21 protein-coding genes are annotated in these 20,476 nt (G+C 67.9%); 8 read left to right on the top strand and 13 right to left on the bottom strand.

What is annotated here, in order from left to right:
* Position 1: 1 nt before the first annotated feature.
* On the bottom strand, positions 2-646 hold the full coding sequence (locus ACQPYM_RS30030; RefSeq protein ID WP_433007213.1) for an RNA polymerase sigma factor: 645 nt from the start codon (positions 644-646) through the stop codon (positions 2-4).
* Positions 647-865: 219 nt separating this feature from the next.
* Positions 866-1,189, bottom strand: coding sequence for a hypothetical protein (locus tag ACQPYM_RS30025; RefSeq protein WP_433007211.1), 324 nt, complete (start codon positions 1,187-1,189; stop codon positions 866-868).
* Between the two features lie 132 nt (positions 1,190-1,321).
* Between ACQPYM_RS30025 and ACQPYM_RS30020 the strand changes: the two genes are divergently transcribed.
* A complete protein-coding gene (locus ACQPYM_RS30020; RefSeq protein WP_433007208.1) occupies positions 1,322-1,669 on the top strand; it encodes an STAS domain-containing protein in 348 nt (115 codons plus the stop codon).
* A 151-nt stretch (positions 1,670-1,820) separates the two neighbouring features.
* Here ACQPYM_RS30020 and ACQPYM_RS30015 read toward each other — a convergent pair whose 3' ends face one another.
* A complete protein-coding gene (locus tag ACQPYM_RS30015; RefSeq protein ID WP_433007205.1) occupies positions 1,821-2,603 on the bottom strand; it encodes a hypothetical protein in 783 nt (260 codons plus the stop codon).
* A 70-nt stretch (positions 2,604-2,673) separates the two neighbouring features.
* Between ACQPYM_RS30015 and ACQPYM_RS30010 the strand changes: the two genes are divergently transcribed.
* Positions 2,674-3,663, top strand: coding sequence for a DUF4232 domain-containing protein (locus ACQPYM_RS30010; RefSeq protein WP_433007202.1), 990 nt, complete (start codon positions 2,674-2,676; stop codon positions 3,661-3,663).
* 3 nt (positions 3,664-3,666) lie between these two features.
* On the opposite strand, the gene ACQPYM_RS30005 is transcribed toward ACQPYM_RS30010, so the two are convergent.
* Positions 3,667-4,173 carry an SRPBCC family protein gene (locus ACQPYM_RS30005; RefSeq protein ID WP_433007199.1) on the bottom strand — a complete coding sequence of 169 codons (507 nt, stop codon included), beginning with the start codon at positions 4,171-4,173 and terminating at the stop codon, positions 3,667-3,669.
* 16 nt (positions 4,174-4,189) lie between these two features.
* Here ACQPYM_RS30005 and ACQPYM_RS30000 point away from each other — a divergent pair, with 16 nt between their 5' ends.
* Together ACQPYM_RS30000 and ACQPYM_RS29995 are read left to right on the top strand one after the other, a co-directional pair.
* Positions 4,190-4,555, top strand: a complete 366-nt coding sequence (locus ACQPYM_RS30000; RefSeq protein ID WP_433007196.1) for a TetR-like C-terminal domain-containing protein — start codon at positions 4,190-4,192, stop codon at positions 4,553-4,555.
* Between the two features lie 64 nt (positions 4,556-4,619).
* Positions 4,620-6,629, top strand: a complete 2,010-nt coding sequence (locus tag ACQPYM_RS29995; protein WP_433007193.1) for a protein meaA — start codon at positions 4,620-4,622, stop codon at positions 6,627-6,629.
* 117 nt (positions 6,630-6,746) lie between these two features.
* Here ACQPYM_RS29995 and ACQPYM_RS29990 read toward each other — a convergent pair whose 3' ends face one another.
* Positions 6,747-7,232, bottom strand: a complete 486-nt coding sequence (locus ACQPYM_RS29990; protein ID WP_433007190.1) for a pyridoxamine 5'-phosphate oxidase family protein — start codon at positions 7,230-7,232, stop codon at positions 6,747-6,749.
* Positions 7,233-7,314: 82 nt separating this feature from the next.
* Between ACQPYM_RS29990 and ACQPYM_RS29985 the strand changes: the two genes are divergently transcribed.
* The 3 genes from ACQPYM_RS29985 to ACQPYM_RS29975 all read left to right on the top strand — a co-directional run bounded on the left by ACQPYM_RS29985 (position 7,315) and on the right by ACQPYM_RS29975 (position 11,538).
* On the top strand, positions 7,315-9,240 hold the full coding sequence (locus ACQPYM_RS29985) for a hypothetical protein (RefSeq protein ID WP_433007187.1): 1,926 nt from the start codon (positions 7,315-7,317) through the stop codon (positions 9,238-9,240).
* 74 nt (positions 9,241-9,314) lie between these two features.
* Positions 9,315-9,437: a hypothetical protein gene (locus ACQPYM_RS29980; protein ID WP_433007184.1), complete on the top strand. Its 123-nt coding sequence runs from the start codon at positions 9,315-9,317 to the stop codon at positions 9,435-9,437.
* A gap of 49 nt (positions 9,438-9,486) precedes the next feature.
* Complete coding sequence (locus tag ACQPYM_RS29975; RefSeq protein WP_433007181.1) at positions 9,487-11,538, top strand: sialate O-acetylesterase; 2,052 nt, start codon at positions 9,487-9,489, stop codon at positions 11,536-11,538.
* 246 nt (positions 11,539-11,784) lie between these two features.
* Here the strand turns inward: ACQPYM_RS29975 and ACQPYM_RS29970 are convergent, their stop codons facing one another.
* From ACQPYM_RS29970 to ACQPYM_RS29960, 3 genes are all read right to left on the bottom strand, one after another.
* Positions 11,785-12,693 (bottom strand): cyclase family protein, encoded by a 909-nt coding sequence (locus tag ACQPYM_RS29970; protein ID WP_433007178.1) that lies wholly within the window; start codon positions 12,691-12,693, stop codon positions 11,785-11,787.
* A 66-nt stretch (positions 12,694-12,759) separates the two neighbouring features.
* The gene (locus ACQPYM_RS29965; RefSeq protein WP_433007175.1) at positions 12,760-13,479 is read right to left on the bottom strand and encodes an isocitrate lyase/PEP mutase family protein; all 720 of its coding nucleotides are present in this window, start codon (positions 13,477-13,479) and stop codon (positions 12,760-12,762) included.
* A 5-nt stretch (positions 13,480-13,484) separates the two neighbouring features.
* On the bottom strand, positions 13,485-13,949 hold the full coding sequence (locus ACQPYM_RS29960) for a carboxymuconolactone decarboxylase family protein (protein ID WP_433007172.1): 465 nt from the start codon (positions 13,947-13,949) through the stop codon (positions 13,485-13,487).
* A gap of 47 nt (positions 13,950-13,996) precedes the next feature.
* Between ACQPYM_RS29960 and ACQPYM_RS29955 the strand changes: the two genes are divergently transcribed.
* On the top strand, positions 13,997-15,385 hold the full coding sequence (locus tag ACQPYM_RS29955; RefSeq protein WP_433007169.1) for a PLP-dependent aminotransferase family protein: 1,389 nt from the start codon (positions 13,997-13,999) through the stop codon (positions 15,383-15,385).
* Here the strand turns inward: ACQPYM_RS29955 and mmuM are convergent.
* Genes mmuM through ACQPYM_RS29930 form a run of 5 tightly spaced genes read right to left on the bottom strand, consistent with a single transcriptional unit; the run spans position 15,359 to position 20,395 of the window.
* Positions 15,359-16,237, bottom strand: coding sequence for a homocysteine S-methyltransferase (gene mmuM / locus ACQPYM_RS29950; RefSeq protein WP_433007166.1), 879 nt, complete (start codon positions 16,235-16,237; stop codon positions 15,359-15,361). The two genes, ACQPYM_RS29955 and mmuM, sit on opposite strands and share 27 nt — an antisense overlap.
* Before the next feature lie 3 nt (positions 16,238-16,240).
* Entirely contained in the window at positions 16,241-17,161 is a 921-nt protein-coding gene (locus ACQPYM_RS29945; protein ID WP_433007163.1) for an FAD-dependent oxidoreductase, read from the bottom strand.
* Positions 17,162-17,208: 47 nt separating this feature from the next.
* Positions 17,209-18,531, bottom strand: a complete 1,323-nt coding sequence (locus tag ACQPYM_RS29940; protein WP_433007160.1) for an enolase C-terminal domain-like protein — start codon at positions 18,529-18,531, stop codon at positions 17,209-17,211.
* On the bottom strand, positions 18,528-19,442 hold the full coding sequence (gene kdgD / locus ACQPYM_RS29935; protein WP_433007158.1) for a 5-dehydro-4-deoxyglucarate dehydratase: 915 nt from the start codon (positions 19,440-19,442) through the stop codon (positions 18,528-18,530). The genes ACQPYM_RS29940 and kdgD overlap by 4 nt, the downstream gene beginning before the upstream one ends.
* A gap of 20 nt (positions 19,443-19,462) precedes the next feature.
* Entirely contained in the window at positions 19,463-20,395 is a 933-nt protein-coding gene (locus ACQPYM_RS29930) for a LysR family transcriptional regulator (RefSeq protein ID WP_433007155.1), read from the bottom strand.
* Positions 20,396-20,476 lie beyond the last annotated feature (81 nt).

Below are 20,476 nucleotides of genomic sequence, written 5' to 3'. Positions count from 1 at the left end.
GTCAGGCCTCGTCACGCGTTGCGGTCGGATCGGTGTGGCCGAGGTGTTCGCGGACCACCCGGCGGGCCCGGGACAGGCGTGAGCACACCGTCCCGTAGGCGATCCCGAGCGCCGCCGCGACCTCGTCGTACGTGAGTTCACCGAGCGCCACGAGCATCAGTACTTCGCGGTCCTTCGCGGACACCTTGGCCAGCGCGGCGGCGAGTTCGCGACTCGCGCCCTGCGCGGTCACCTGGTCGGCGACACGTTGCTCGTGCCCGCTGGACGGAGCCGGCGGCGGCAGCTTGGCCGTCGCCCGCCACGCCCGTACTTCGTCCCGGCGGTGCCGGCGGATCAGGTTGGTGGCGATCCCGAACAGCCAGGCGCGCACGACTCCGTTGCGGCTGTCGAACTTCGCGCGCTGCCGGAACGCGACCAGGAACGTCTCGGCCGCCAGGTCGTCGGCCAGGTCGCTGCCGAGCCGGCGGGCGACGTACGAGTGCACCTGCGCGAAGTACCGGTCGAAGATGGTCGTGAACCGGTCCGGCTCACGCGCCGACGCTTCGAGTGCACGGGCGTCCTCGTCGGGCACGCCGGCCGCGGTACTGCGAGACGCCACGGGCCGGCCGGGTAACGCCAGCGTCGCCAAGGCGAGGTCGGGCGCCATCGGACTCCTCACACTGCCGGCCGGGTGTTCGCCGGGATCCGTGGATCCCGGGGCAGCGCTCGTGCTGCCGCCCGGCTCACACTGTTCTTGTCCGATGTCCCCAGAACCCTTCTCGACCCCTTTGACGTGTCCGCGACGATGACGCGCGGCGGTGCGGTCCGGAGTACAGGGAGCGGGAAAGTTTGCGATTGCCCCGGGGGAGCGGGCTGCCGGGCAGGCTCAGGAGGCGTCGAGGAAGCCGCGGGCGGCCGCCTCGTCGGCGGGCCAGACGTAGACCGACCAGCCGTCCTTCGTCCGGGCGGCGGTCGCCTTGATGCCGAGATCCTTCAGCATCGACACCTTCACCCGGGCTTCGTTGTACGTGCGCAGCGTGCTCACGTCGACGAGCAGGCCGAAAGTGTCCTTTTCGGCCGGGGTGTAGTCAGTACGGCGCACCAGCGACCCGCCTTTGGCCTTGGAGAACGCCCAGCGGGTGAGCAGCACCATGCCGCCGATGAGCGCGATCGCCACCAGCGGGAAGAGAAAGTAGTGCTCCGCGAACACGGACACATTGTCTCGCGAAATGGAAGGTCGTGAACTCTTGGCAACCTTCCGTGTCGCCAGGGAGTCTTTACCAACACACGCTGCAAGCGCGGCCGATACTCGGGGGCCGCCGGAAGAGCGGAGGGCACGGACATGCTCGCACCGACCCACGACGCAGTACGAGACGACGCAGTACGAGACAAGGAAAACGTTGTCCGCCTGGCCGGACTGCTGGACGTCCGCTCGGTCGGCGACGCCCGCCAAGCGATCAACCAGCTGATCGACAACTCCGAGGGCGACGTCATCGTCGACCTGGAAGCACTCGACGCCCTGGACGCGACCGGCCTGGGCCTCCTGGTGGCAACCCACCGCCGCACCCAGCTCCTCGGCCGGCAGTTGGTCCTCCGTCACCCCCTCCCGTCCGTCATCCGCATCCTCGCGGTCACCCGGCTGCACCGAATCCTCCACGTCGAACGAACCCCACTACCGATATCGGCCTAGCCCCTACGCCTCACCAGCTCCTCCCCGCCGCTCGTCAATCGCAGCGAGGGCGCTCCCGCGCATGCCCAACTCGCGCGGCAACCGATTCCCTCGGCGTGTCCTGGCCGCCGGTCGGGGTTGTGCGTGCGTGGACATCCGCCCGACACCGCTGCTAGCGGATGCGGCCGCCTTCGGTGATCAGCCACTCGCCGGTTTCCCAGTCGTTCGGGCTGTCTTCGAGGCGGTAGCAGAGGTCGAAACGGATGCTGAGGCCTGGCCAGGGGTGACGGATCTCCACGACGCGGAAGATCTCGTCGAGGTCGGGGAAGGTGATGCCTTCGGGGTCGGGGAACAGGCTCTCCAGGTCTGCTCGGGTCAGGTCGGTCCAGAGGGCGAACTGCCACTGGGTGCGCGTCAGCCACTCGTCGTGAACCACTTCGAAGCGAGGCTCGCGGCCGACGACGAAGTTGTGGATGTCGTCGCGAAGTTCGTCAGCCGACGACGGGAGGACGAACGGCCACGGCTCGCCGGTGGGATACCGGTACATCGTGGCGGTGGCGGCGATTGCGGTTACTAGTTCTCCCCACTGCTCGGGCGATGTCACCCGGGCGGGCAGATTCACACCGGTGTGATCGACTCGCTGCACGTGGCCGCGGAGGCGACGGGCCAGCTCCGCCAGGTCGATGGACGGCTCTGGCCGGTCGGTTGTTCCGTCGCTCCAGACGCCGATCGACCGACCGGTGTCGAAGGCGATCTCGGGCGCGGGTACGTCGACCAGTTCGAACGTCGTCGCCGGGCGCGCGCCGGCAGGCTGTGGTGGGGTGAGAGTCAGGCGGTCAACCGCGCCGGACTCGGCGTACGCCACCTCGGCGAGCAGGGTCCGCAGCTCGTCGAGAAAGGCGGATGATTCCGGCGATGCGGGCAGTCGGAAGGTGATCTCGGACAGACGCTCCATCTGTCCGACCGTAGTTCATTTCAGCCTCTCCACAGCGGTGCTGCCCCTCGGTTCTGATTGACTCGGCTGGATGCGCAGCCTGCCTCGCACGTTCCCGGCCGTCCTGGTGAGTGTCGTGCTGCTGCTCGCGGGGTGCGGATCGCAGGTTGCGGGCAGCGGCGACACGTCGCAGGCCCAGGGCATTCCCACCGAGCCCCGCTGCGGGGTGACATCAAGTACGACAGGCGTGCCGACTGCGTCCACGCCTTCCGGTACGACGAGTGCGCCCGCTACGCCCGCGCCCTCCGATACGACGAGCGTGTCCACGTCGTCCCCGGTGCCTGGGGATTCTTCCGCTGATGAGTCCGCGGTCAAGATCACCCGCGTGAGCCGCGGCGCGCCGTACTGCTTCGATTTCGACGTGACCAACGTCGGCAAGGTGCCGGCCATCTACACGGTCACCTTCACCGTTACGGCGAGTTCCGGCGAGGCGTTGGCGCATCCGGAGCACACCGTGCCGGCACTGAAACCCGGCCAGACCATGAGCCGCACCGTCACCTTGGGCGACCTTCCCCGCGCCGGGGACCAGATCCGGGCAAAGGTCCACAAGGTGAGGAGCGTCCCCGCCGCCGAAGCGCCCTCGCGGGGAGGCGCCTGCCCGCCTTCGGGGATCCGCGTGTACCTCGGTGTGGCAGACGCTGCCATGGGCCTTCGCTTCCTGAACATCAACCTGGAGAACTGCGGCAAGCGCCCCACCCGCCTCAACGGCCCCCCGCAACTCCAGCTCCTCGACGAGACCCACCTGCCGATCCGCAGCGTGAAGATCCTCCACGACGCCACCCCCATCACCACCTCGGCCTCCGAATGGGTAGCTCGTCCCTTGGTCCTCAAACCCGGCGAACGCGCCTATTCCGAACTGGTCTGGCGGAACACGGTCACCGACGGCGTCAACGTCAACAGCCCCTACGCCCGAGTCTGGGCCAACCCCAGCGCCACCCCGGTCATGCTGACCCCAGAATTCGACCTGGGCACCACCGGCAAGCTCGGCGTAAGCCCCTGGAAGAAACACCCACCCCGCTAGCCGTCAGCTCTCGGAGGCCTTCTTCAGGGTGGTGAGGGATTCGGTGAGGACGGCGTCTAGTTTTTTGTTGTTGAAGAGGAGGCCGAAGAGGGGGCCGGCCATGGATTCTTCGACGGCGACTCGGGTGGTGGTGGTGGTGGTGTCGTCGGTGGATTCGAGGGTGAAGCGGTGGACGACCTTGGCGCCGAAGGCTGCGCCGGTCCAGGCGATCTCGCGCGGGGCTTCGATGACGGCGAAGCGGGCTTTCATCTTGGCGCCGCCCTTGACCCGGGTGAAGCGGCCGTCGACGGTGACGCCGTTGTCTAGCTGGATGTCCTTCACGCCGGGCTCGAGGTTGGTGTCCCAGCTCGCGACGTCGCTCAGCTTCTCCCAGACCCGCTCGATCAGGGCCGCGATAGTGATCTCGCGGCGCCCCTGGATCGCGGCCCGGTCGTCGATCCGGCTCTTCTTCGCGTACTCCTCGTGCAGCACGGCGATCGACGGGCCGGTGTAGAACAGCCGGTTGGTCATCAGCGATCTTTCGTTAATGCAACTGCTTGTTGCAATTACGCTGGATCATGCCAACCCCGGCCGGGCCGTCCTGACAAGCACGGTGGGGTCGGCCGCCGTCCGGACGCTCGTGTCCGGAGCACAGGATTCGCCCGAGGTTGCCCAGGTACTACGAACCTTCTGGGCCGGCCGCCTCACCAAGGTCATCCCGATCGTGGAACGCGCCGTGGCCGACGGCCGCTTGCCGCAAGGAACCGACGCGATCGAGCTGATGAAATACCTTGCCGCGCCACTCTTTCACCGGGTGCTGGTGACTGCCGAGCCGGTGACGGAAGAGGATGCCGACCGCGCGGCGGCCGTAGTACTGGCTGCTGCGCGGGGAGGGGTCTTCGTTGTGATCTAAGCCGCTGGTGACACCAGTCACGAGAAGGGGACTCACAAGGGCACACAGTCCTACTCTCGGGTACATGACGACCGACAAGGCGCGGGGTGGTGGGGCGGGGAAGGCAATTGCCAGCCCCTGGGTGATGCGGACGTACGCCGGCCACTCGTCGGCGGCGGAGTCGAATGCGCTCTTCCGGCGCAACCTGGCGAAGGGACAGACCGGGTTGTCGGTCGCCTTCGACCTGCCCACGCAGACCGGGTACGACGCCGATCACCCGCTGGCGAAGGGTGAGGTCGGCAAGGTCGGCGTACCGGTGGCTCATCTGGGGGACGTCCGGGCGCTGTTCGACCAGATCCCGCTCGCGCAGATGAACACGTCGATGACGATCAATGCGACCGCGATGTGGTTGCTCGCGCTCTACCAGGTCGCCGCGCAGGAGCAGGGCGCGCTGCCGGACGAGCTGACCGGTACGACGCAGAACGACATCGTCAAGGAGTACCTGTCCCGCGGCACCTACGCCTTCCCGCCGGACGCGTCGCTGCGGCTCAGCACGGACCTGATCGCCTACACGATCTCGAACGTTCCCAAGTGGAACCCGATCAACATCTGCAGCTACCACCTGCAGGAGGCCGGCGCGACGCCCGTGCAGGAGTTGGCGTTCGCGTTGTCGACGGCGATCGCCGTACTGGACCGCGTGCGCGACGGCGGTCAGGTGCCGCCCGAGCGTTTCGGCGATGTCGTGCAACGCATCTCGTTCTTCGTGAACGCGGGCGTGCGGTTCATCGAGGAGACCTGCAAGATGCGCGCGTTCGTGCGCCTGTGGGACGAGATCTGCGTCAACCGGTACGGCGTGACCGACGCCAAGGCGCGCCGGCTGCGGTACGGCGTACAGGTGAACTCGCTCGGCCTGACCGAAGCGCAGCCCGAGAACAACGTGCAGCGGATCGTGCTCGAGATGCTCGGCGTCACCCTGTCCAAGAACGCGCGAGCCCGGGCTGTTCAGTTGCCGGCCTGGAACGAGGCGCTCGGGTTGCCGCGGCCGTGGGATCAGCAGTGGTCGCTGCGGATGCAGCAGGTGCTCGCGTACGAGTCGGACCTGCTCGAGTACGAGGACATCTTCGACGGCTCGCATGTGATCGAGGCGAAGGTGAACGAGCTGGTCGCCGGCGCGCAGGAGGAGATCGACCGGGTCCAGGCGATGGGCGGTGCCGTCGTCGCCGTCGAGAGCGGCTATCTGAAGCAGGCTCTGGTCGCCTCCCATGCCGAACGTCGGCAGCGGATCGAGTCGGGTGAGCAGATCGTCGTCGGGGTGAACAAGTTCGAGAACACCGATCCGTCACCGCTCACGGCTGATCTCGACACGGCGATCCAGACCGCGGATCCGCAGGCCGAGGCCGCCGCGTTGAAGTCGCTGGAGGAATGGCGCGCGACGCGTGACGGCAAGGCTGTCGAGGATGCGCTGACGACTTTGCGCGAGGCCGCCAAGGGCACCGAGAACCTGATGCAGGCGACCCTGAAGTGTGTCCGGGCGGGCGCGACGACGGGGGAGTGGGCAGGAGTACTGCGGGAGGTGTTCGGCGAGTACCGCGCCCCCACCGGGGTATCCGGTTCGGTGGGTGTCTCCGGTGGTGGCGAGGCGATCGCGGCCGTGCGGGAGAAGGTTTCGGCGACGTCGGAGGAGCTGGGTGGCCGGCTGCGGTTCCTGGTCGGCAAGCCCGGACTGGACGGTCACTCGAACGGCGCGGAGCAGGTCGCGGTCCGGGCCCGGGACGTCGGGTTCGAGGTGATCTACCAGGGGATCCGGCTGACTCCCGAGCAGATCGTCGCGGCCGCCGTCGCCGAGGACGTGCACTGCGTGGGGTTGTCGATCTTGTCCGGTTCGCACATGGAACTCGTTCCCCAGGTGGTCAAAGGCCTGCGCGAGGCCGGCCTCGAAGACATCCCCGTCGTCGTCGGCGGCATCGTCCCCGACGCGGACGCCCGCGCCCTGAAGGCAGCGGGCGTCGCCGCGGTCTACACCCCGAAGGACTACGACCTGACGGGCATGATGTCGAGCGTCGTAGACGTCATCCGTCGCGCCAACAGCCTCTGAGAACGGCGGACCGCCGCCACTCACTAACCTCGGGTGCCGGGCTCCGGCCAGGCGTGGCCGGGCGTGGCTTGGGTGGAACCGGCAGGTTTGTGAGTGGGGGCCGTCCGGGCCCACCGGCTAGCTTTCCTGTTTGGCGGCTATGAGGTCTTCGACTGCCTTCGGGAGGGTGGTTTCGAAGTCGAGGAGTTTGACCCAGTCGAGGGTGATGGTGATCCGGTACATCTGGTCGTAGAGCGACTCGACGCCGGCCTTCCACCCCTCGAACTGGTCTTCCGGGACGAGCTTCGCCGACGAGAGGTAGTCGGCCGGTACGCCGTCCTCCAGGCTCAGCTCGGCCGAACCGCGCAGTAGCAGCACCTTCGGCGGGAAACCCTCGGTGTCGATGGTGATCGAGACCCGCGGGTTGTGCTGCAGCGCCTTGACCTTGGCCATCTTCGGCGTGGAGAAGATGTGGATCCGCTCGCCGTCCCAGTGGAAGCCGACCGGTACGACGCGCGGGTCGCCGTCCAGCCCGATGTAAGCGAAGCGGGCCGGGATCGTCCCGGTCAACAATTGCTGCGAGTACGGCTTGGCGAGGATCTCGGCGATCTCGGTCTTGTTCATGGTGCTGTCCTCTCGGTGTGAAGGTGCTCTCAACCAGGGGACGAGGCCACGGCGACGTTCTCTACATCGCTAGGTTGGGAGAATGCCGGAAATTTTTCAGCTCGGGGCCGGGCAGGTCGAGTTGTCGGACGACGGGGCCGTCAGAGCTGTGCTGCATCCCACCCGGAAGCACTCCATGCTGCTCGACGACGGTGTCGTGCACGACCCGAGCCACTACTGGGGCAAGGGCTTCGTGATCACCGATCGCGGCAGCCACCGGTTCGACGCTCCCGACTTCACCAGGTGGCGGCAGACCGGTATCGATCTGCTCTACCGCCTCGGCGAGCTGGAGTTGCGGGTCGGCCGTCGGTTCGGGGAGCACTGGACCGAGACCTACGAAGTACGGAACACCGCGACGGAGCCGATCGCCATCGGGTCCCTCGCCGTCAGTACGCCGTACCGGGATCTCTACAGCTCCAGTCGGGAGAGCCTCAACGGAGCGGTCCATGCGCACCTGTGGACGGGTGGTGCCGACTCGTGGGCCTGGGCGGTGCCGATGGATGGCAGGGGACCCGGTCTCGGGCTGCAGCTCACGGAGGGGGAGTTGTGGGCGTACTCCATCGAGTCGCGCGACGCCGGTACCGGCAGCAACATCCGCGGTCACCTCTATCTCCACGTCACCGACCACGCCCGCGCTCCGCATGCGATGGGCGGACAGCCTCAAATCGTCCTGCAACCCGGCGACTCGTACCGCTGGACCTGGCAACTCGGCTGGTACGAAACGCTGGAGGCCTTCCATGCCACGCGCAAGCCACTCATCGACGCAAACACTCTCGTCGCCGAGATCGGTGAGTCGATCGCGATCCAGCTGGCCGACCACGCGACCGGACCGGCGTCGGTGAGCTCAGAGACACCCGGTACGCAGTACGTCGAAGCGACCGATGGCAAGCTGACCTCTCGCATCAACGTGCTCTTCCACGAGCCCTTGCGCGAGATCGTCGAGCGGCGGGTGCGTTTCGTGCTCGACCATCAGCGGCCGGTCGAGCTGAGCGACAGCCGCCGGTTCTCGTTCGTCCCCTACGACAACGAGACCGGCTTGCGCGTGCTCTCCGGTGCCTGGCGCGACTGGTCGGACGCCCGGGAACGGATCGGCACCGCATTGTTGCTCCAGGCAACGAGAGATCGCGGCTGGGGTGATCGCGACGAGCTGGACGAGGCGCTGGCGGGCTACCAGCGGTTCGTCACGGAGTACCTGCTCGCCGACGACGGGACGGTCGCCGACGACAGCCTGCACGAGAGCCGCCCGCGGCTCTACAACTTCCCGTGGTTCGCCCGCTTCTTCCTCGGTCAGGGCGACGTCCCGACGGCCGTCCGCATCATCGACCGGTACTACGAACTGGGTGGCGACCACTTCCTGGCGTTCGACCTCGGTCCGATCCTGCGCGAGCTGGCCAAGGTGCCCGAGGTCTCCGACCGGATGCGTGGCCATCTCGCCAGGCATGCCCGCGCGTTCCTCGACTACGGCGACGACCTTCCGCCGCACGAGGTCAACTACGAGCAGTCGATGGTCGCCCCGCTGCTCGAACTGCTCATCGCCGCCCACCAGGAGGCGCCCGACTCCTTCGATCCCGCCGAGCTCACCCGCCGGCTGCCCTGGCTGACCGCGTTCGCCGCGGACCAGCCCGACGTACGGCTGCGGCATGTCCCGATCCGGCATTGGGACGGCTACTGGTTCGGCCTGCTGCGGTTGTGGGGAGACGTCTTCCCGCACTATTGGTCGATCCTCAGCGCGGCCGTCTACCTGACTTGGCCACGCGACTTGCTGACGTCGACCGAGGCGGCGCAGCTCACGGACGCAGGCCGGGCGATCCTCCGGGCCAACCTGGTCAACTTCCATCCCGACGGTTCGGCGACCTGTGCGTTCGTCTATCCGAGCGCGGTCAACCATCGCCCTGCCCACGTCGCCGATCCGCTGGCCAACGACCAGGACTGGGCGCTGGTCTACGCGCTTCGTTTGGGCATCATCTGACGGACATGAGCAATACTCTGAAACTTCCTCACTGAAATCGATCTCCAGTGGTAGCGTCCTACCGTCATGACTGAGTGCCACCGAGGGGTCGGCTGACTGTGGTGGGGGACGCCGTGGTTGCGAATCTGAGTCTTGGCCGGCTGGAGCAGCAGAACCTGTCCGAGCACGAAAAGCTGTCCCGCGAAGTACTCGGCTGACCTCACGAACCGCCCCACATCCGCAGAACATCTCCCCGAAGGTCCGCCCATGCCTCGATTCGCACCCACCCGCGCTCTTCTCGCCGTGCTGTCGACGATCCTCGCAGCCGGCGCAGTCACCTTTCCTTCCACGGCGGCTCCGGCTACGGTCGCGGCGGCTGGTTGTGACGCGGGGGCGGTGGGATTCACCCCGGTCCTCCAACTCAACCTGCCCACCTCGGCGAACTGGCTCAACAAGACACCGCCGTACACGCTGAACAACACCGCCGCGATCGGCTCCGACTTCGACCGTGTCGGCTACTGCCTCGAGCTGAACGGGCCGAAGGGCGTGCAGTGGGTGTGGACGGCGATGGCGCCGTTCACCACCGACGCCAAACGCCTTGGTCTGCAAACCTTCGCGGGCCAGATCTTCCGGCAGCGGGTCAGCGACCTCGAGGTGTCCTCCAACGTGGCCGGCGTGACGAACGGGACCGGTCAGACCGGCTACCTCGAGATGTGGCCGAACCGGTACACCGGGTCCGCCGGCGGCCAGGTCCCCAACGCCTCGACCACGTACGACGCCGACGACAGCCCGACCACCGTCCTCGGCCACGGCTCGTTCCAGATCCACCAGATCGGCGGCACCAAGCCGTCGACGGTTCCCGCCAAGCCTGTGCTCTCGATCAACAGGTTCACCGAGTCGGCCACCGACGTCCTGGCACTCGGCATCGGCACAAACACCACCGGCGCACCCGACTGGACCCTGACCGACAACGCCGCCACCTACACGCAGCGCAAGCTGACCGTCTATGCCCGTCCGTCCCTGGTGACGCTGACCGAGATGCCGCAGGACCTGAAGCTGATTCCGCGCGACAGCGAGAACGGCGCGAACCCCGTGGTGGCCGGCCAGGTCACCGCTGCCGGGATCGAGCAGGTGGAGCTGCGCGTCACCGGCAACGGCGAGACGCGGACGTTCACCGCTCCGGCCTCCGCGCCGTTCCGGTTCACGCCGCGCATCGAGGCCGGCTTGTGGGACTACACCTTCGCGCTGAAAGCCGTCGGCCCTGGCATCGAGCGGGTCGTGGCCAGACGCCGAGGCATCGTCTCCGGTGACGCGTACGTAGTACAGGGGCAGTCCAATGCGGCAGCGGCCAAATACGCCGGCGCGGCGAATGTCGAGGAATCGCGATATCTCAGGAGCTTCGGCACGTCGAACGCAGACTCGCCCCTCTCCGGCGCCGACCGCGTCTGGCACTACGCGACCGGGGACGTGACCAAGCAGCCCGGCTCGGCCGGTCAGTGGGCGATCCGGATGGGCCGCCGGATCGTCGACACCTATGGGGTTCCGGTGGCGCTGTTCAACGGCTCCCACGGAGGGAAGCCGATCAGCTTCTTCCAGCGCGACGACACCGCCCCGAACGACCGGACCACGAACTACGGACGCCTGCGCAGCCGCTTGCAGGCCGCGGGCGTGCTGAGCAGGGTCAAGGGCGTGCTCTGGTACCAGGGCGAGGCAGAAAGCGACAACGCCGGCGTCCACATCTCCGGCTTCAACACACTATTGGCGGACTGGCGAACAGAGATGAGTACTGCGAAGTACTACGTCTACCAGGTCCGCACCTCACCGTGTAAAAACACGACGACCATCAACCTCCGCGAGGCGCAGCGCAAACTCGGTGACACCCACAACGTCACCTTGCTGTCGACGACCGGGTTGTCCGGCCACGACGGCTGCCACTACGCCTACGCGAACGGCTATCGCGAGCTGGGCGACCAGACGTTCGCAGTACTGGCCAGAGACCTGTACGGCGGTCCGTCGGCCGGCGTGGCTCCGCCGAACCCGGCCGGTGTCACCAAGAGCGGCACGACTCTCACGGTGAAGCTCCGGTCGGCCGACCCACTGACGGTGGACGCCGGAGCCGGCGCCGACTTCCGCCTGGTCGGCTCCACCGTCAGCGTCAACTCAGTGGCCTACCAAGCCGGCGGCTCACTCAAACTCACCTTGTCCGGTACGCCGACCGGTGCGACCGCGCTGGTCTACCAGGGGCACCTGAAGGCGGGGCCGTGGATCACCAACGCCACCGGCACCGGCCTGCTCGCCTTCAGCCTGCCGATCACCTGACCGGCTCGGGGTGCCGGCGAGGCCGGATAGTCCTGGCCCGGGTGACGAATGAGCGGCTCGGAGTCCGCGAGGGTTAACCCATCCACGCTCTGTACGCCGACATGGCCAGCCGCGGTCGGGGTTGGATCGCGCGACGTAGGAGCGGAAACACGGGTGGGTGGGAGCGGTCGAACGGGCACGCGAAGTAGGAGCGGGCGTCGGAGGGCGCGTGGGGGCAGCCCAACTGCCTCCGCTGCGTGCGTGGGGTCAACCCAGCTTGGCGTAGGCGCGGACTGGGAAGGTTCCTAGGTCGGAGATGCGGGGGGCGGTGGCGGTGAAGTTGGCGCCGGTGGGTGGGACCTCGGAGAGGGCGGTTAGGTGTTCGACTATGGCTATGCCGGCGGCTAGGAGGAGGGTGTGGGCGGGGCGGGTGCCGTCGGTCATGTCGTCGATGTTGGCGGCGTCGATGCCGACCAGGACTGCGCCGTTCGCGATCAGCCATTCGGCGCCGTCGCGGGTCAGGAAGTGGGGGTTCTCGACGTACTGCGGTGTGCCGAAGTGGGCGTCGTCGCCGGTGTGCAGCAGCACTGCCTTGCCGGCTACGTCGTACGTCGCCAGGGCGGCCGCGTCGATCCCGAGCCGGCCGCTGTCCTCCACCCGGACGACGACCGCGGGCAGGTCGGCGGTGCGGTCGAGGCTGAAGCCGGTGAGGTCGTGGCCGTCGGGGTAGCGGTGGTACGGGCTGTCCATGTAGGTGCCGGTGTTCGTCACCATCGTGATCAACCCGATCTCGAACTCCGTCCCAGGCGCATAGAGCTCCCGCGACGCCTCCCGCGTCAGCTGCTTGCCCACCACCGGACCAGGCAGGTTCGGCAGCGTCACCATGCCGTCGTGGATGACATGACTGAGCTCCACAAACTGCGCCCGCCCGCCGCTCGCCTGACCGCCGGCGGCCGGCCCACCGCGCGTGCCCTTGTGGGCGGCCTCGACAATCTCCAGGTTGGTGAGCTCCACATCGCCGGCCATCAGCAGCCCGAGCGAGTCGAGGAAGAGCTCGCCGATCTCAGCCTCGGTCACCTCCGCCGAAGGAACGTCGACAAGGAACCCCTGGGCCTGCAGCCCGCCGCCGTTGGTGAACGTGACGGTAGCGTCGAAGCGCGCGCGATAGGTGGTCATGGCAACCATCCTCACCCATCGCGCGCGGCCTCAGGCAACACGTCTCTCCACCTGAGCCAGCCGAGCTCAGCGCAGCCCCGGCAGCAGCTCCCGCAACGCGTTCGACGTGTAGTTGTGCAGGCTGGTGCCGTAGGAGATGCGGGTGGCGCCGAGCGCGATCAGCTCGGCCGGGGTCGGACCGTTCGGCTTGGCGTGGGCGTTGATCGGGCCGCCGATGTCATCGACCAGCCTCTTCAGTACGTCCAGCGGCGCCAAGATCGGGTAGACGCAGTCGGCTCCGGCGCGGCGGTAGGCCCGGCCGCGGGCGATCGCGTCCTCGACGGTTCCACCCGCGATGAAGTCGTCGACGCGGGCGTTGATGACCAGGTCCGCACCCGCTGTCGCCCGTACTGCGCCCAGGTAGTCCGCCTGCTGCTGGACATCCACCAGTACGTCGAGGAGTGAGTCCTCCAGGTTGCAGCCGACCGCACCGGTCTCCAGCAGCCGCTCGGCGAACTCCTTCGGGTCCAGCCCGTAGCCAGCCTCCATGTCGGCCGTCACCGGTACGTCGACCGCGCGCACGATCCTGGCGACGGCTTCGAACATCTCAGCCGGTGGGGTGAGCTGGCCGTCGTCGTACCCGAGCACCCGGGCGACCGCACCACTGCTCGTGGCGATCGCCGGGTAACCCGCTTCGGCGATGATCCGGGCGCTGACCGGATCCCAGGCATTCGGCAGGACCAGTGGGGTCGGGCCGTGGTGCAGGGCGCGGAAGGTCTCCGCGGTCGTCGCGTCTGACTTGGTCATCGCCGTCAGCTCGGGTTGTAGTGGCCGGGCTCGATGCGGCAGGTGACGCCGACCCGGTTCCACGCGTTGATCATGATGATCAGGCCCATCAGCTGGGCCAGCTCCTTCTGGTCGAACGCATCGGCGGCGATCTGGTACTTCTCGTCCGGCACGTGGTCGACGCTGATCAGCGTCATCGCCTCGGTCAGCTCGAGCGCGGCCTGCTCCTGCTCGGTGTAGAACTTGCGCGCCTCGCGCCAGGTGGCGACGAGGTTGAGCCGCTGCTCGGTGTCACCCTCGTGCCGCGCGTCCAGCGTGTGCATGTCCAGGCAGTAGGCGCAGCCGTTCAGCTGGGAGGCGCGGATCCGGACCAGGTGCGCCAGCTTCGGGTCGATCCCGAGCGCCGAAACCTCGTCCAGCGCGATCAGCGCCTGGTAGAACTCCGGCGCGTGCGTGGCGATCTTGACTCTGCGAACTGTCGTTGTCCTCATACAAAGAAACCTAGGCGCAGATCGGCCCAGGTGTATGGTCCACTTCCATGGAGGATCCGAGGGCCAATTCACCAGCCGGCGCCGACCTGCACCTGGATCTCGGCGGCACCCGCGGCCGCAGCGACCTGGTCCACGCCCTGCACGAGTCGATCCGCACCGGCCGGCTCCCCGCCGGCACCCGGTTGCCCTCGTCCCGCACGCTCGCCAAGGACCTCGGTATCGCCCGCAACACCGTCGCCGACGCCTACGGCCAGCTGGTGGCCGAGGGCTGGCTCACCGCCCGCCAAGGCTCCGGCACCGAAGTAGCCGACCGAATCCTTCCCGCCGCCACGCCGGCCCTCTCCGAGACCCCGCAGCCCCCGAGCTACCGGTACGACCTGACACCAGGGTCGCCGGACGTGTCGACCTTCCCGCGCGGCGAGTGGCTGGCCGCGGCGCGGAAGGCGATTCCGGCCGCACCCAACGCAGCGTTCGGCTATGGCGACCCGCGCGGCCGGATCGAGCTGCGGGAGAACCTCGCCGACTACCTCGCCCGCGCCCGCGGTGTCTGGGCCGATCCCGAGCGCATCGTCATCTGCTCGGGCTACGTCCAGGCGCTCAACCTGCTGACCGACGTACTGCGCCAGCAAGACGCGACGACCATGTCCGTCGAGGAGTTCGGCTACAGCCTCCACTGGGACGTCATCCGCTTCCGCGGGCTCCAACCCCACCCCGTGCCCGTGGACGAGCAGGGAGTCCGCGCAGACCTGCTCACTGGCCAGGCGGCTCTCCTCACCCCGGCACACCAGATGCCGTTGGGAGTACCGCTGGCGCCAGACCGGCGTACGGCGGCTGTCGAGTGGGCCCGCCAGACAGGCGCAGTACTCATCGAAGACGACTACGACGGCGAGTTCCGCTACGACCGCCAGTCGGTGGGAGCACTGCAGGCACTGGACCCGGAGCGAGTCGTCTACACCGGTACTGCGAGCAAGAGCCTCGCCCCGGCCCTCCGACTCGCCTGGATGGTGTTGCCGGAGCACCTGATGGAGCCCGTGCTGGCCGTGAAGCACACCACCGACCTGCTGACCGCCACACTCGACCAGCTGGTCCTGGCTGAGTTCATCGCCTCCGGGCACTACGACCGCCACGTACGCCGTACTCGCCAGCACTACCGTCGTCGCCGTGACCACCTGGTCGAGTTGCTGGCCGTGCGGGCACCCGGTGTCAAGGTGGCGGGCATCTCGGCCGGCCTGCACGTCCTGCTCGACGTACCGAGCGACGCGGCCGACATGGTGTCCCGCGCCAAGCGCCAAGGCCTCCTGGTCGCTTCGCTCGACAACTACCGCTTCACGCCCGACCCAGCCGCCCGCCAAGCCCTCATCGTCGGCTATGGCACCCCACCGGACCACGCCTACAACGGTGCCCTCGACCTACTCTGCCAAGTCCTCGCGGTCTAAAACCTTGGCCAAGGCGCGGATGTCCTCGGGCCCTACCCGGCAGCAACCGCCGACGTACTCCGCTCCGGCCGCCACCCATCCCGGCGCCGACGAGGTGGAGTCCGACGCGCCGCCGGTCCAGCGGCGACCCCCAGCGTCCCATCCTTCGCCACTGTTGGGGTAGGCAACCACTGGCTTTCCACTCACCGCGGCGGCGAGTTCAACCGCCCCTTGGACATCCTCCGGTGCGCAACAGTTGACGCCGACGGCAACGAGGTTCGTACTCCGGAGGGCGAACGCTTCCTCGAGCGGCTGGCCGGCGCGAGTGCGAGTGCCGGCCGCCGAGTACGAAAGCCAAGCAGGAAAGGCGATCTCGTCGATCAGCTCGACCAGCACCTCTGCCTCATCGAGATCAGGGATCGTCTCGACGGCCAGCAGGTCGGGGCCTGCGGCAACCAGCAACTCCAGCCGCGGCCGATGGAAGTCCCGCAGGAACTGCTTGCTCACGCCGTACCGGCCCCGGTACTCCGATCCGTCGGCGAGGACCGCGCCGTAAGGACCAACCGACGCTGCCACAAACCGCTCCTGCCCATCAACGGCCAACGAGTCGCGGACTCCCCGAGCAATGGCGACGCTGGAGCTGATCAACCGTTCTGCCTCGTCGCGTGGCACGCCCGCCTGGCCGAAGCCGGAAACACTCGCCTGGTAGCTGGCCGTCGTCGCGAAGCTGGCGCCTGCTTCGTAGTACGACCGATGCACCGCCGCGATCTCGCCCGGCGCGTCCTTCAGCAGCCGCGCCGACCAGAGCGCATCGGAGAGATCGTGTCCGCGATCTTCCAGGGCGTTCGACATTCCACCGTCGAGGATGTGCACAGCTCAGCCTTCCCGAACCAGTTCGAGTACTTCGTCCGCGCAACCCCACGACAGCGTGACACCGGAGCCGCCGTGACCGTAGCAGTGGATGACGCGGCGGTCGCCGGTGCGGACGGCCTCGCAGCGGACCGAGGGCCGGGCCGGGCGCAGGCCGACCCGGCGCCGGAGGACTTTCGCCTTGCGGAGTTGGGGAATCAAGGAAGCGGCACGGTCGAGGATCTGCTCAGTGGTCTTGGCGTCGACGGTGAGGTCCCAGTTGTCGGGCTCCGCCGTGCCGCCCACGATGATGTCGTTGGACCGGGGGAGGGCGAAACACAGGTCCTGCGGGCCGTGGTCGGCCAGCATCCACTCGGTGAGGCCGAACTGCTCGACGGCCAGGAGCTGGCCGCGGACCGGCGTGACCGTCGGGTCCTGGGCGGTCAGCCGGGCCCCGAGGCCGGTGCAGTTGACCACGAGTCCGGTTGCGTTCGGCAACGAGGAGAACGCGGCGCGGTTGAGGGTGCCGCCGGCAGCCTCAAAACGCTTCACCAGGTACCGCAGGTAGCTCGGCATCTCCACGATCGGCGTCGTGAACGCCCACCCGTCGCGGAAGCCCGGCGGCAACGACCCCACCCGCTGGAGGTCCTGGAGATCCGCGGCCCAGGCCGGGGCAGGCGTGGACTCGCGGTAGTACTCCTTGCCGTGCCGCAACTGCACCGACGGTTCGGACCCGGCCAGTTTGACGAACTCGTCGTACGACGAACGCGCCCAGCCGGTGGTCCGATCACCTGCCGACAGGAATGGATGCCACATCGCTCCCGCGATCGCCGACGTCGTCTCCAACGGCAGATCCCTGGCGAACACTGCGACGTCGTACCCCGCCTCGGCCAACCGGACGGCACAGCTCAGTCCGATCACCCCGGCTCCCACCACGATTACGCGCATTCACGCATTGTCACCTGCCAGCCGTCACACCGCCACCGGTGCGGTGCTCAGCGCACCAAACAAGGGCGTTTCGGGTCGAAGATCCAGTCCTTGACCAAGTACTGCATCGCCAGCGCGTCGTCACGCGCACCGAGCCCCTGCGCGAGATAGAGCTCGTGCGCGGCCCGGAGCGCGTCGCGATCCAGTTCGACGCCAAGGCCGGGCATCGTCGGTACTGCGATCTGGCCATCGACGATCTGCAACGGATCTTTCGTCAGCGCCTGACCGTCCTGCCAGATCCAGTGCGTGTCCAGCGCGGTGATCTCGCCCGGCGCGGCCGCCCCGACGTGGGTGAACATGGCCAGCGAGATGTCGAAGTGGTTGTTGGAGTGCGATCCCCAGGTCAGCCCGAAGTCATGACAGAGCTGAGCCACTCGCACCGAGCCTGCCATCGTCCAGAAGTGCGGATCGGCCAGCGGGATATCGACCGCGTGAGCGCGCACCGCGTGACCGAGTTCGCGCCAGTCCGTAGCGATCATGTTGGTTGCGGTGCGCAACCCCGTCGCGCGCTTGAACTCGGCCATCGTCTCGCGACCGGACAGTCCCGGCTCCGGCCCGCACGGGTCTTCGGCGTACGCGAGCACGTCACCCAGACCGGTGCACAACTCGATCGCCTCCCGGACCGGCCACGCGCCGTTCGGGTCGATGGTGATCCGCGCCGACGGGAAACGCCTGGCCAACGCCGTCACCGCCGCGATCTCGTCGGGACCAGCGAAGACCCCGCCCTTGAGCTTGAAGTCGGCGAAGCCATAGCGTTCCTGCGCCCCCTCAGCCAGAGCCACGACGGCATCCGGCGTCAACGCCTCCCGACGCCGCAACTGCGACCACCGATCGTTGCCGCCGTCATCAACGAGATAGGGCAGGTCTGTGCTCCCGGGATCGCCAACATAAAAGAGATACCCAAGCACCGGTACGGCGGAACGCTGCTGCCCGTCGCCCAGCAACTCGGCCACCGGTACGCCGAGATGCTTGCCCATCAAGTCGAGCAGCGCCGACTCCAGCCCGGTGACGGCGTGCACCGTCGTCCGAAGGTCGAACGTCTGGACGCCGCGCCCACCCGCATCGCGACCGGCGAACGCCTGCGCCACCGACCGCAGCAGTTGCCGGTACCAAACGATCTCCTTGCCCACCAGCAGTTCCGCGGCCTCGGTCACCGTCGACGCGATCTTGCCGCCACCCGGCACCTCGCCAAGGCCGACCGCGCCCGAGCTGTCGGTGACGATGACGACGTTCCTGGTGAAGAACGGTCCGTGCGCACCGCTCAGGTTGAGCAGCATGCTGTCGTACCCCGCGACCGGGACGACCTCGACCGAGCTGATGGTGGGTGTCACCTGATCTTGCCGATCAGTTCGGTCAGTTGGGCCAGTTCGTCCTCGGTCAGATCCTGCAGCGGTGGGCGGACCGGTCCGGCCGACCGGCCGATCGCGGTCAGCCCGGCCTTCACGATCGAGACCGCGTAGCCCTTCGTCCGGTCCCTGATGTCCAGGTAGGGCAGCACGAACTCCCGCAGCTTGCGGTAGACGGCGTCGCGGTCCTGCGCGCGCACGTCGGCGTAGAAGCCGAGCGCGAACTCGGGCACGAAGTTGAAGATCGCCGACGAGTAGGTGCTGACCCCCAGTTGGAGCAGCGGCAGGGCGAAGGTCTCCGCGGTCGGCAACCCGCCGATGTAGGTGAGCCGGTCGCCGACCCGGGCGTAGATCCGGGTCATCATCTCGATGTTGCCCACCCCGTCCTTGAGGCAGACCAGATTCTCGTTGCGGTCGGCAAGGATCGCGACGGAGACGTCGTCCAGGATCGCGTTGGCGCGGCTGTAGACGGTCACCCCCAGCGAAGTACTGCGGCAGACCGCCGAGATGTGCTCGACCAGACCGGCCTGCCCTGCCTCGGTGAGGTACGGCGGAAGCAGCAGAATGCCATCGGCGCCGGCCGCCTCGGCAGCCTGAGCCTGGGCGATCGCCTGGCTGGTACCGCCGGTGGCGGGCGCCAGCACCGGAACCGCGCCGTCGACCTCGGAGACCGCGGTACGGACGACGGTGTCGATCTCGGCCGGGGTCAGCGAGAAGCCCTCACCGGTACCGCCGGCCGCGAAGAGCCCGGCGACGTCGTACTTGCTCAGCCAGGCCAGGTGTTCGCGGTAGCGGGCCTCGTCGAAGGCGAGATCGCGGTCGAACGGCGTGACCGGGAACGAGAGGAGCCCGGTCTTGAGGTGAGCGGCGAGCTCACGAGGGGAATAGTGCGTCACGGGCGTCAGCGTAGGGAGGCCTACTGATGCCTGTCCAAGATCACTTTTGTATCTATTGATGCCCTCAGAGCATCGCTGTCCTCGAACAGCCCCAGAACGCGCTGCAGCAACGGACTGGTCGACTCCCGGTTCCAGATCGCGTGTAACTCGACAGGCCCGGCCTCGCCGGAGTCCACCAACTCGCAGTACGCGACGCCCTGTACGCCGAGGCTTCGTGCCGACGCCGGGACCAGGGCCACACCGCGACCGGCCGCCACCAGCAGCACGACCGTGAGGATCTGCTGGACCCGCTGCTCGATGCGGGGATGCTCGTTGGTGAGGAAGCGCACGGTCAGCTCGTGGAAGTAGCGAGCCTGCGTGGGGGAGTAGCTGATGACCTGTTCGTTGGAGAAGTCCGCAGGCGACAGCGCCCGCCCGACGGTCGCCAGCCGATGATCAGCCGGTACTACGGCGTACAGCGGCTCGCGGAACACGACCCGCGAATCGAGCGCCACGGCATCGAACGGCGGGCGACCCAGTCCCAGATCCAGCTCGCCGCGCAGCAGGCCGTCGACCTGTGCCGGGGTGACCCGCTCGTGCAGGATCACGTCGACGCCCGGCAGTTCCTCTGACATCCGGCGAAGGAACGGTCCGAGGGTTCTGATTGCGGAGACCGCGGTGAAGCCGAGCCGGAGCGTCCCGGCCGCGCCGCCTTCGACCCGGCGGGCCAGGTCGCTCGCGGTTTCTACCAGCGCCAGCAGTCTGCGCGCCTCAGGCAGGAAGGCCTGGCCGGCGTCGGTCAGTTCCACCCGGCGGTTGTCTCGTTCGAGCAGCCGGGCCCCGACGGCGCGTTCGAGTTTCTGCACCTGGCGGCTCAACGGCGGCTGGGTCATGTTCAGCCGCTCGGCCGCGCGGCCGAAGTGCAGTTCCTCGGCGACCGCGACGAAGGCACTGATCTGATCGAGCGAAAACATGATTCACAAAAGGTATCACTCGATGCCTAAACGGCCTTGGACACGTATTAATGCCCACCCTACGCTCACGAAATCGGCCAG

Source organism: Kribbella sp. CA-294648, from assembly GCF_050943845.1.
GTDB lineage: Bacteria > Actinomycetota > Actinomycetes > Propionibacteriales > Kribbellaceae > Kribbella.
This window is presented reverse-complemented; position numbering and strand designations above follow the sequence as displayed.

Excerpts from the sequence above, each read along its gene's own strand:
- ACQPYM_RS29945 (WP_433007163.1), bottom strand. The coding sequence starts at position 17,161 with ATGCGCGTAATCGTGGTGGGAGCCGGGGTGATCGGACTGAGCTGTGCC.
- ACQPYM_RS30015 (WP_433007205.1), bottom strand. The coding sequence starts at position 2,603 with ATGGAGCGTCTGTCCGAGATCACCTTCCGACTGCCCGCATCGCCGGAA.
- ACQPYM_RS30020 (WP_433007208.1), top strand. The coding sequence starts at position 1,322 with ATGCTCGCACCGACCCACGACGCAGTACGAGACGACGCAGTACGAGAC.
- ACQPYM_RS29985 (WP_433007187.1), top strand. The coding sequence starts at position 7,315 with ATGCCGGAAATTTTTCAGCTCGGGGCCGGGCAGGTCGAGTTGTCGGAC.
- ACQPYM_RS29990 (WP_433007190.1), bottom strand. The coding sequence starts at position 7,232 with ATGAACAAGACCGAGATCGCCGAGATCCTCGCCAAGCCGTACTCGCAG.
- ACQPYM_RS30005 (WP_433007199.1), bottom strand. The coding sequence starts at position 4,173 with ATGACCAACCGGCTGTTCTACACCGGCCCGTCGATCGCCGTGCTGCAC.
- ACQPYM_RS30030 (WP_433007213.1), bottom strand. The coding sequence starts at position 646 with ATGGCGCCCGACCTCGCCTTGGCGACGCTGGCGTTACCCGGCCGGCCC.
- ACQPYM_RS29995 (WP_433007193.1), top strand. The coding sequence starts at position 4,620 with ATGACGACCGACAAGGCGCGGGGTGGTGGGGCGGGGAAGGCAATTGCC.
- ACQPYM_RS29965 (WP_433007175.1), bottom strand. The coding sequence starts at position 13,479 with ATGACCAAGTCAGACGCGACGACCGCGGAGACCTTCCGCGCCCTGCAC.
- ACQPYM_RS29960 (WP_433007172.1), bottom strand. The coding sequence starts at position 13,949 with ATGAGGACAACGACAGTTCGCAGAGTCAAGATCGCCACGCACGCGCCG.
- ACQPYM_RS29930 (WP_433007155.1), bottom strand. The coding sequence starts at position 20,395 with ATGTTTTCGCTCGATCAGATCAGTGCCTTCGTCGCGGTCGCCGAGGAA.
- ACQPYM_RS29970 (WP_433007178.1), bottom strand. The coding sequence starts at position 12,693 with ATGACCACCTATCGCGCGCGCTTCGACGCTACCGTCACGTTCACCAAC.
- ACQPYM_RS29975 (WP_433007181.1), top strand. The coding sequence starts at position 9,487 with ATGCCTCGATTCGCACCCACCCGCGCTCTTCTCGCCGTGCTGTCGACG.
- ACQPYM_RS29955 (WP_433007169.1), top strand. The coding sequence starts at position 13,997 with ATGGAGGATCCGAGGGCCAATTCACCAGCCGGCGCCGACCTGCACCTG.
- ACQPYM_RS30000 (WP_433007196.1), top strand. The coding sequence starts at position 4,190 with ATGCAACTGCTTGTTGCAATTACGCTGGATCATGCCAACCCCGGCCGG.
- ACQPYM_RS30010 (WP_433007202.1), top strand. The coding sequence starts at position 2,674 with ATGCGCAGCCTGCCTCGCACGTTCCCGGCCGTCCTGGTGAGTGTCGTG.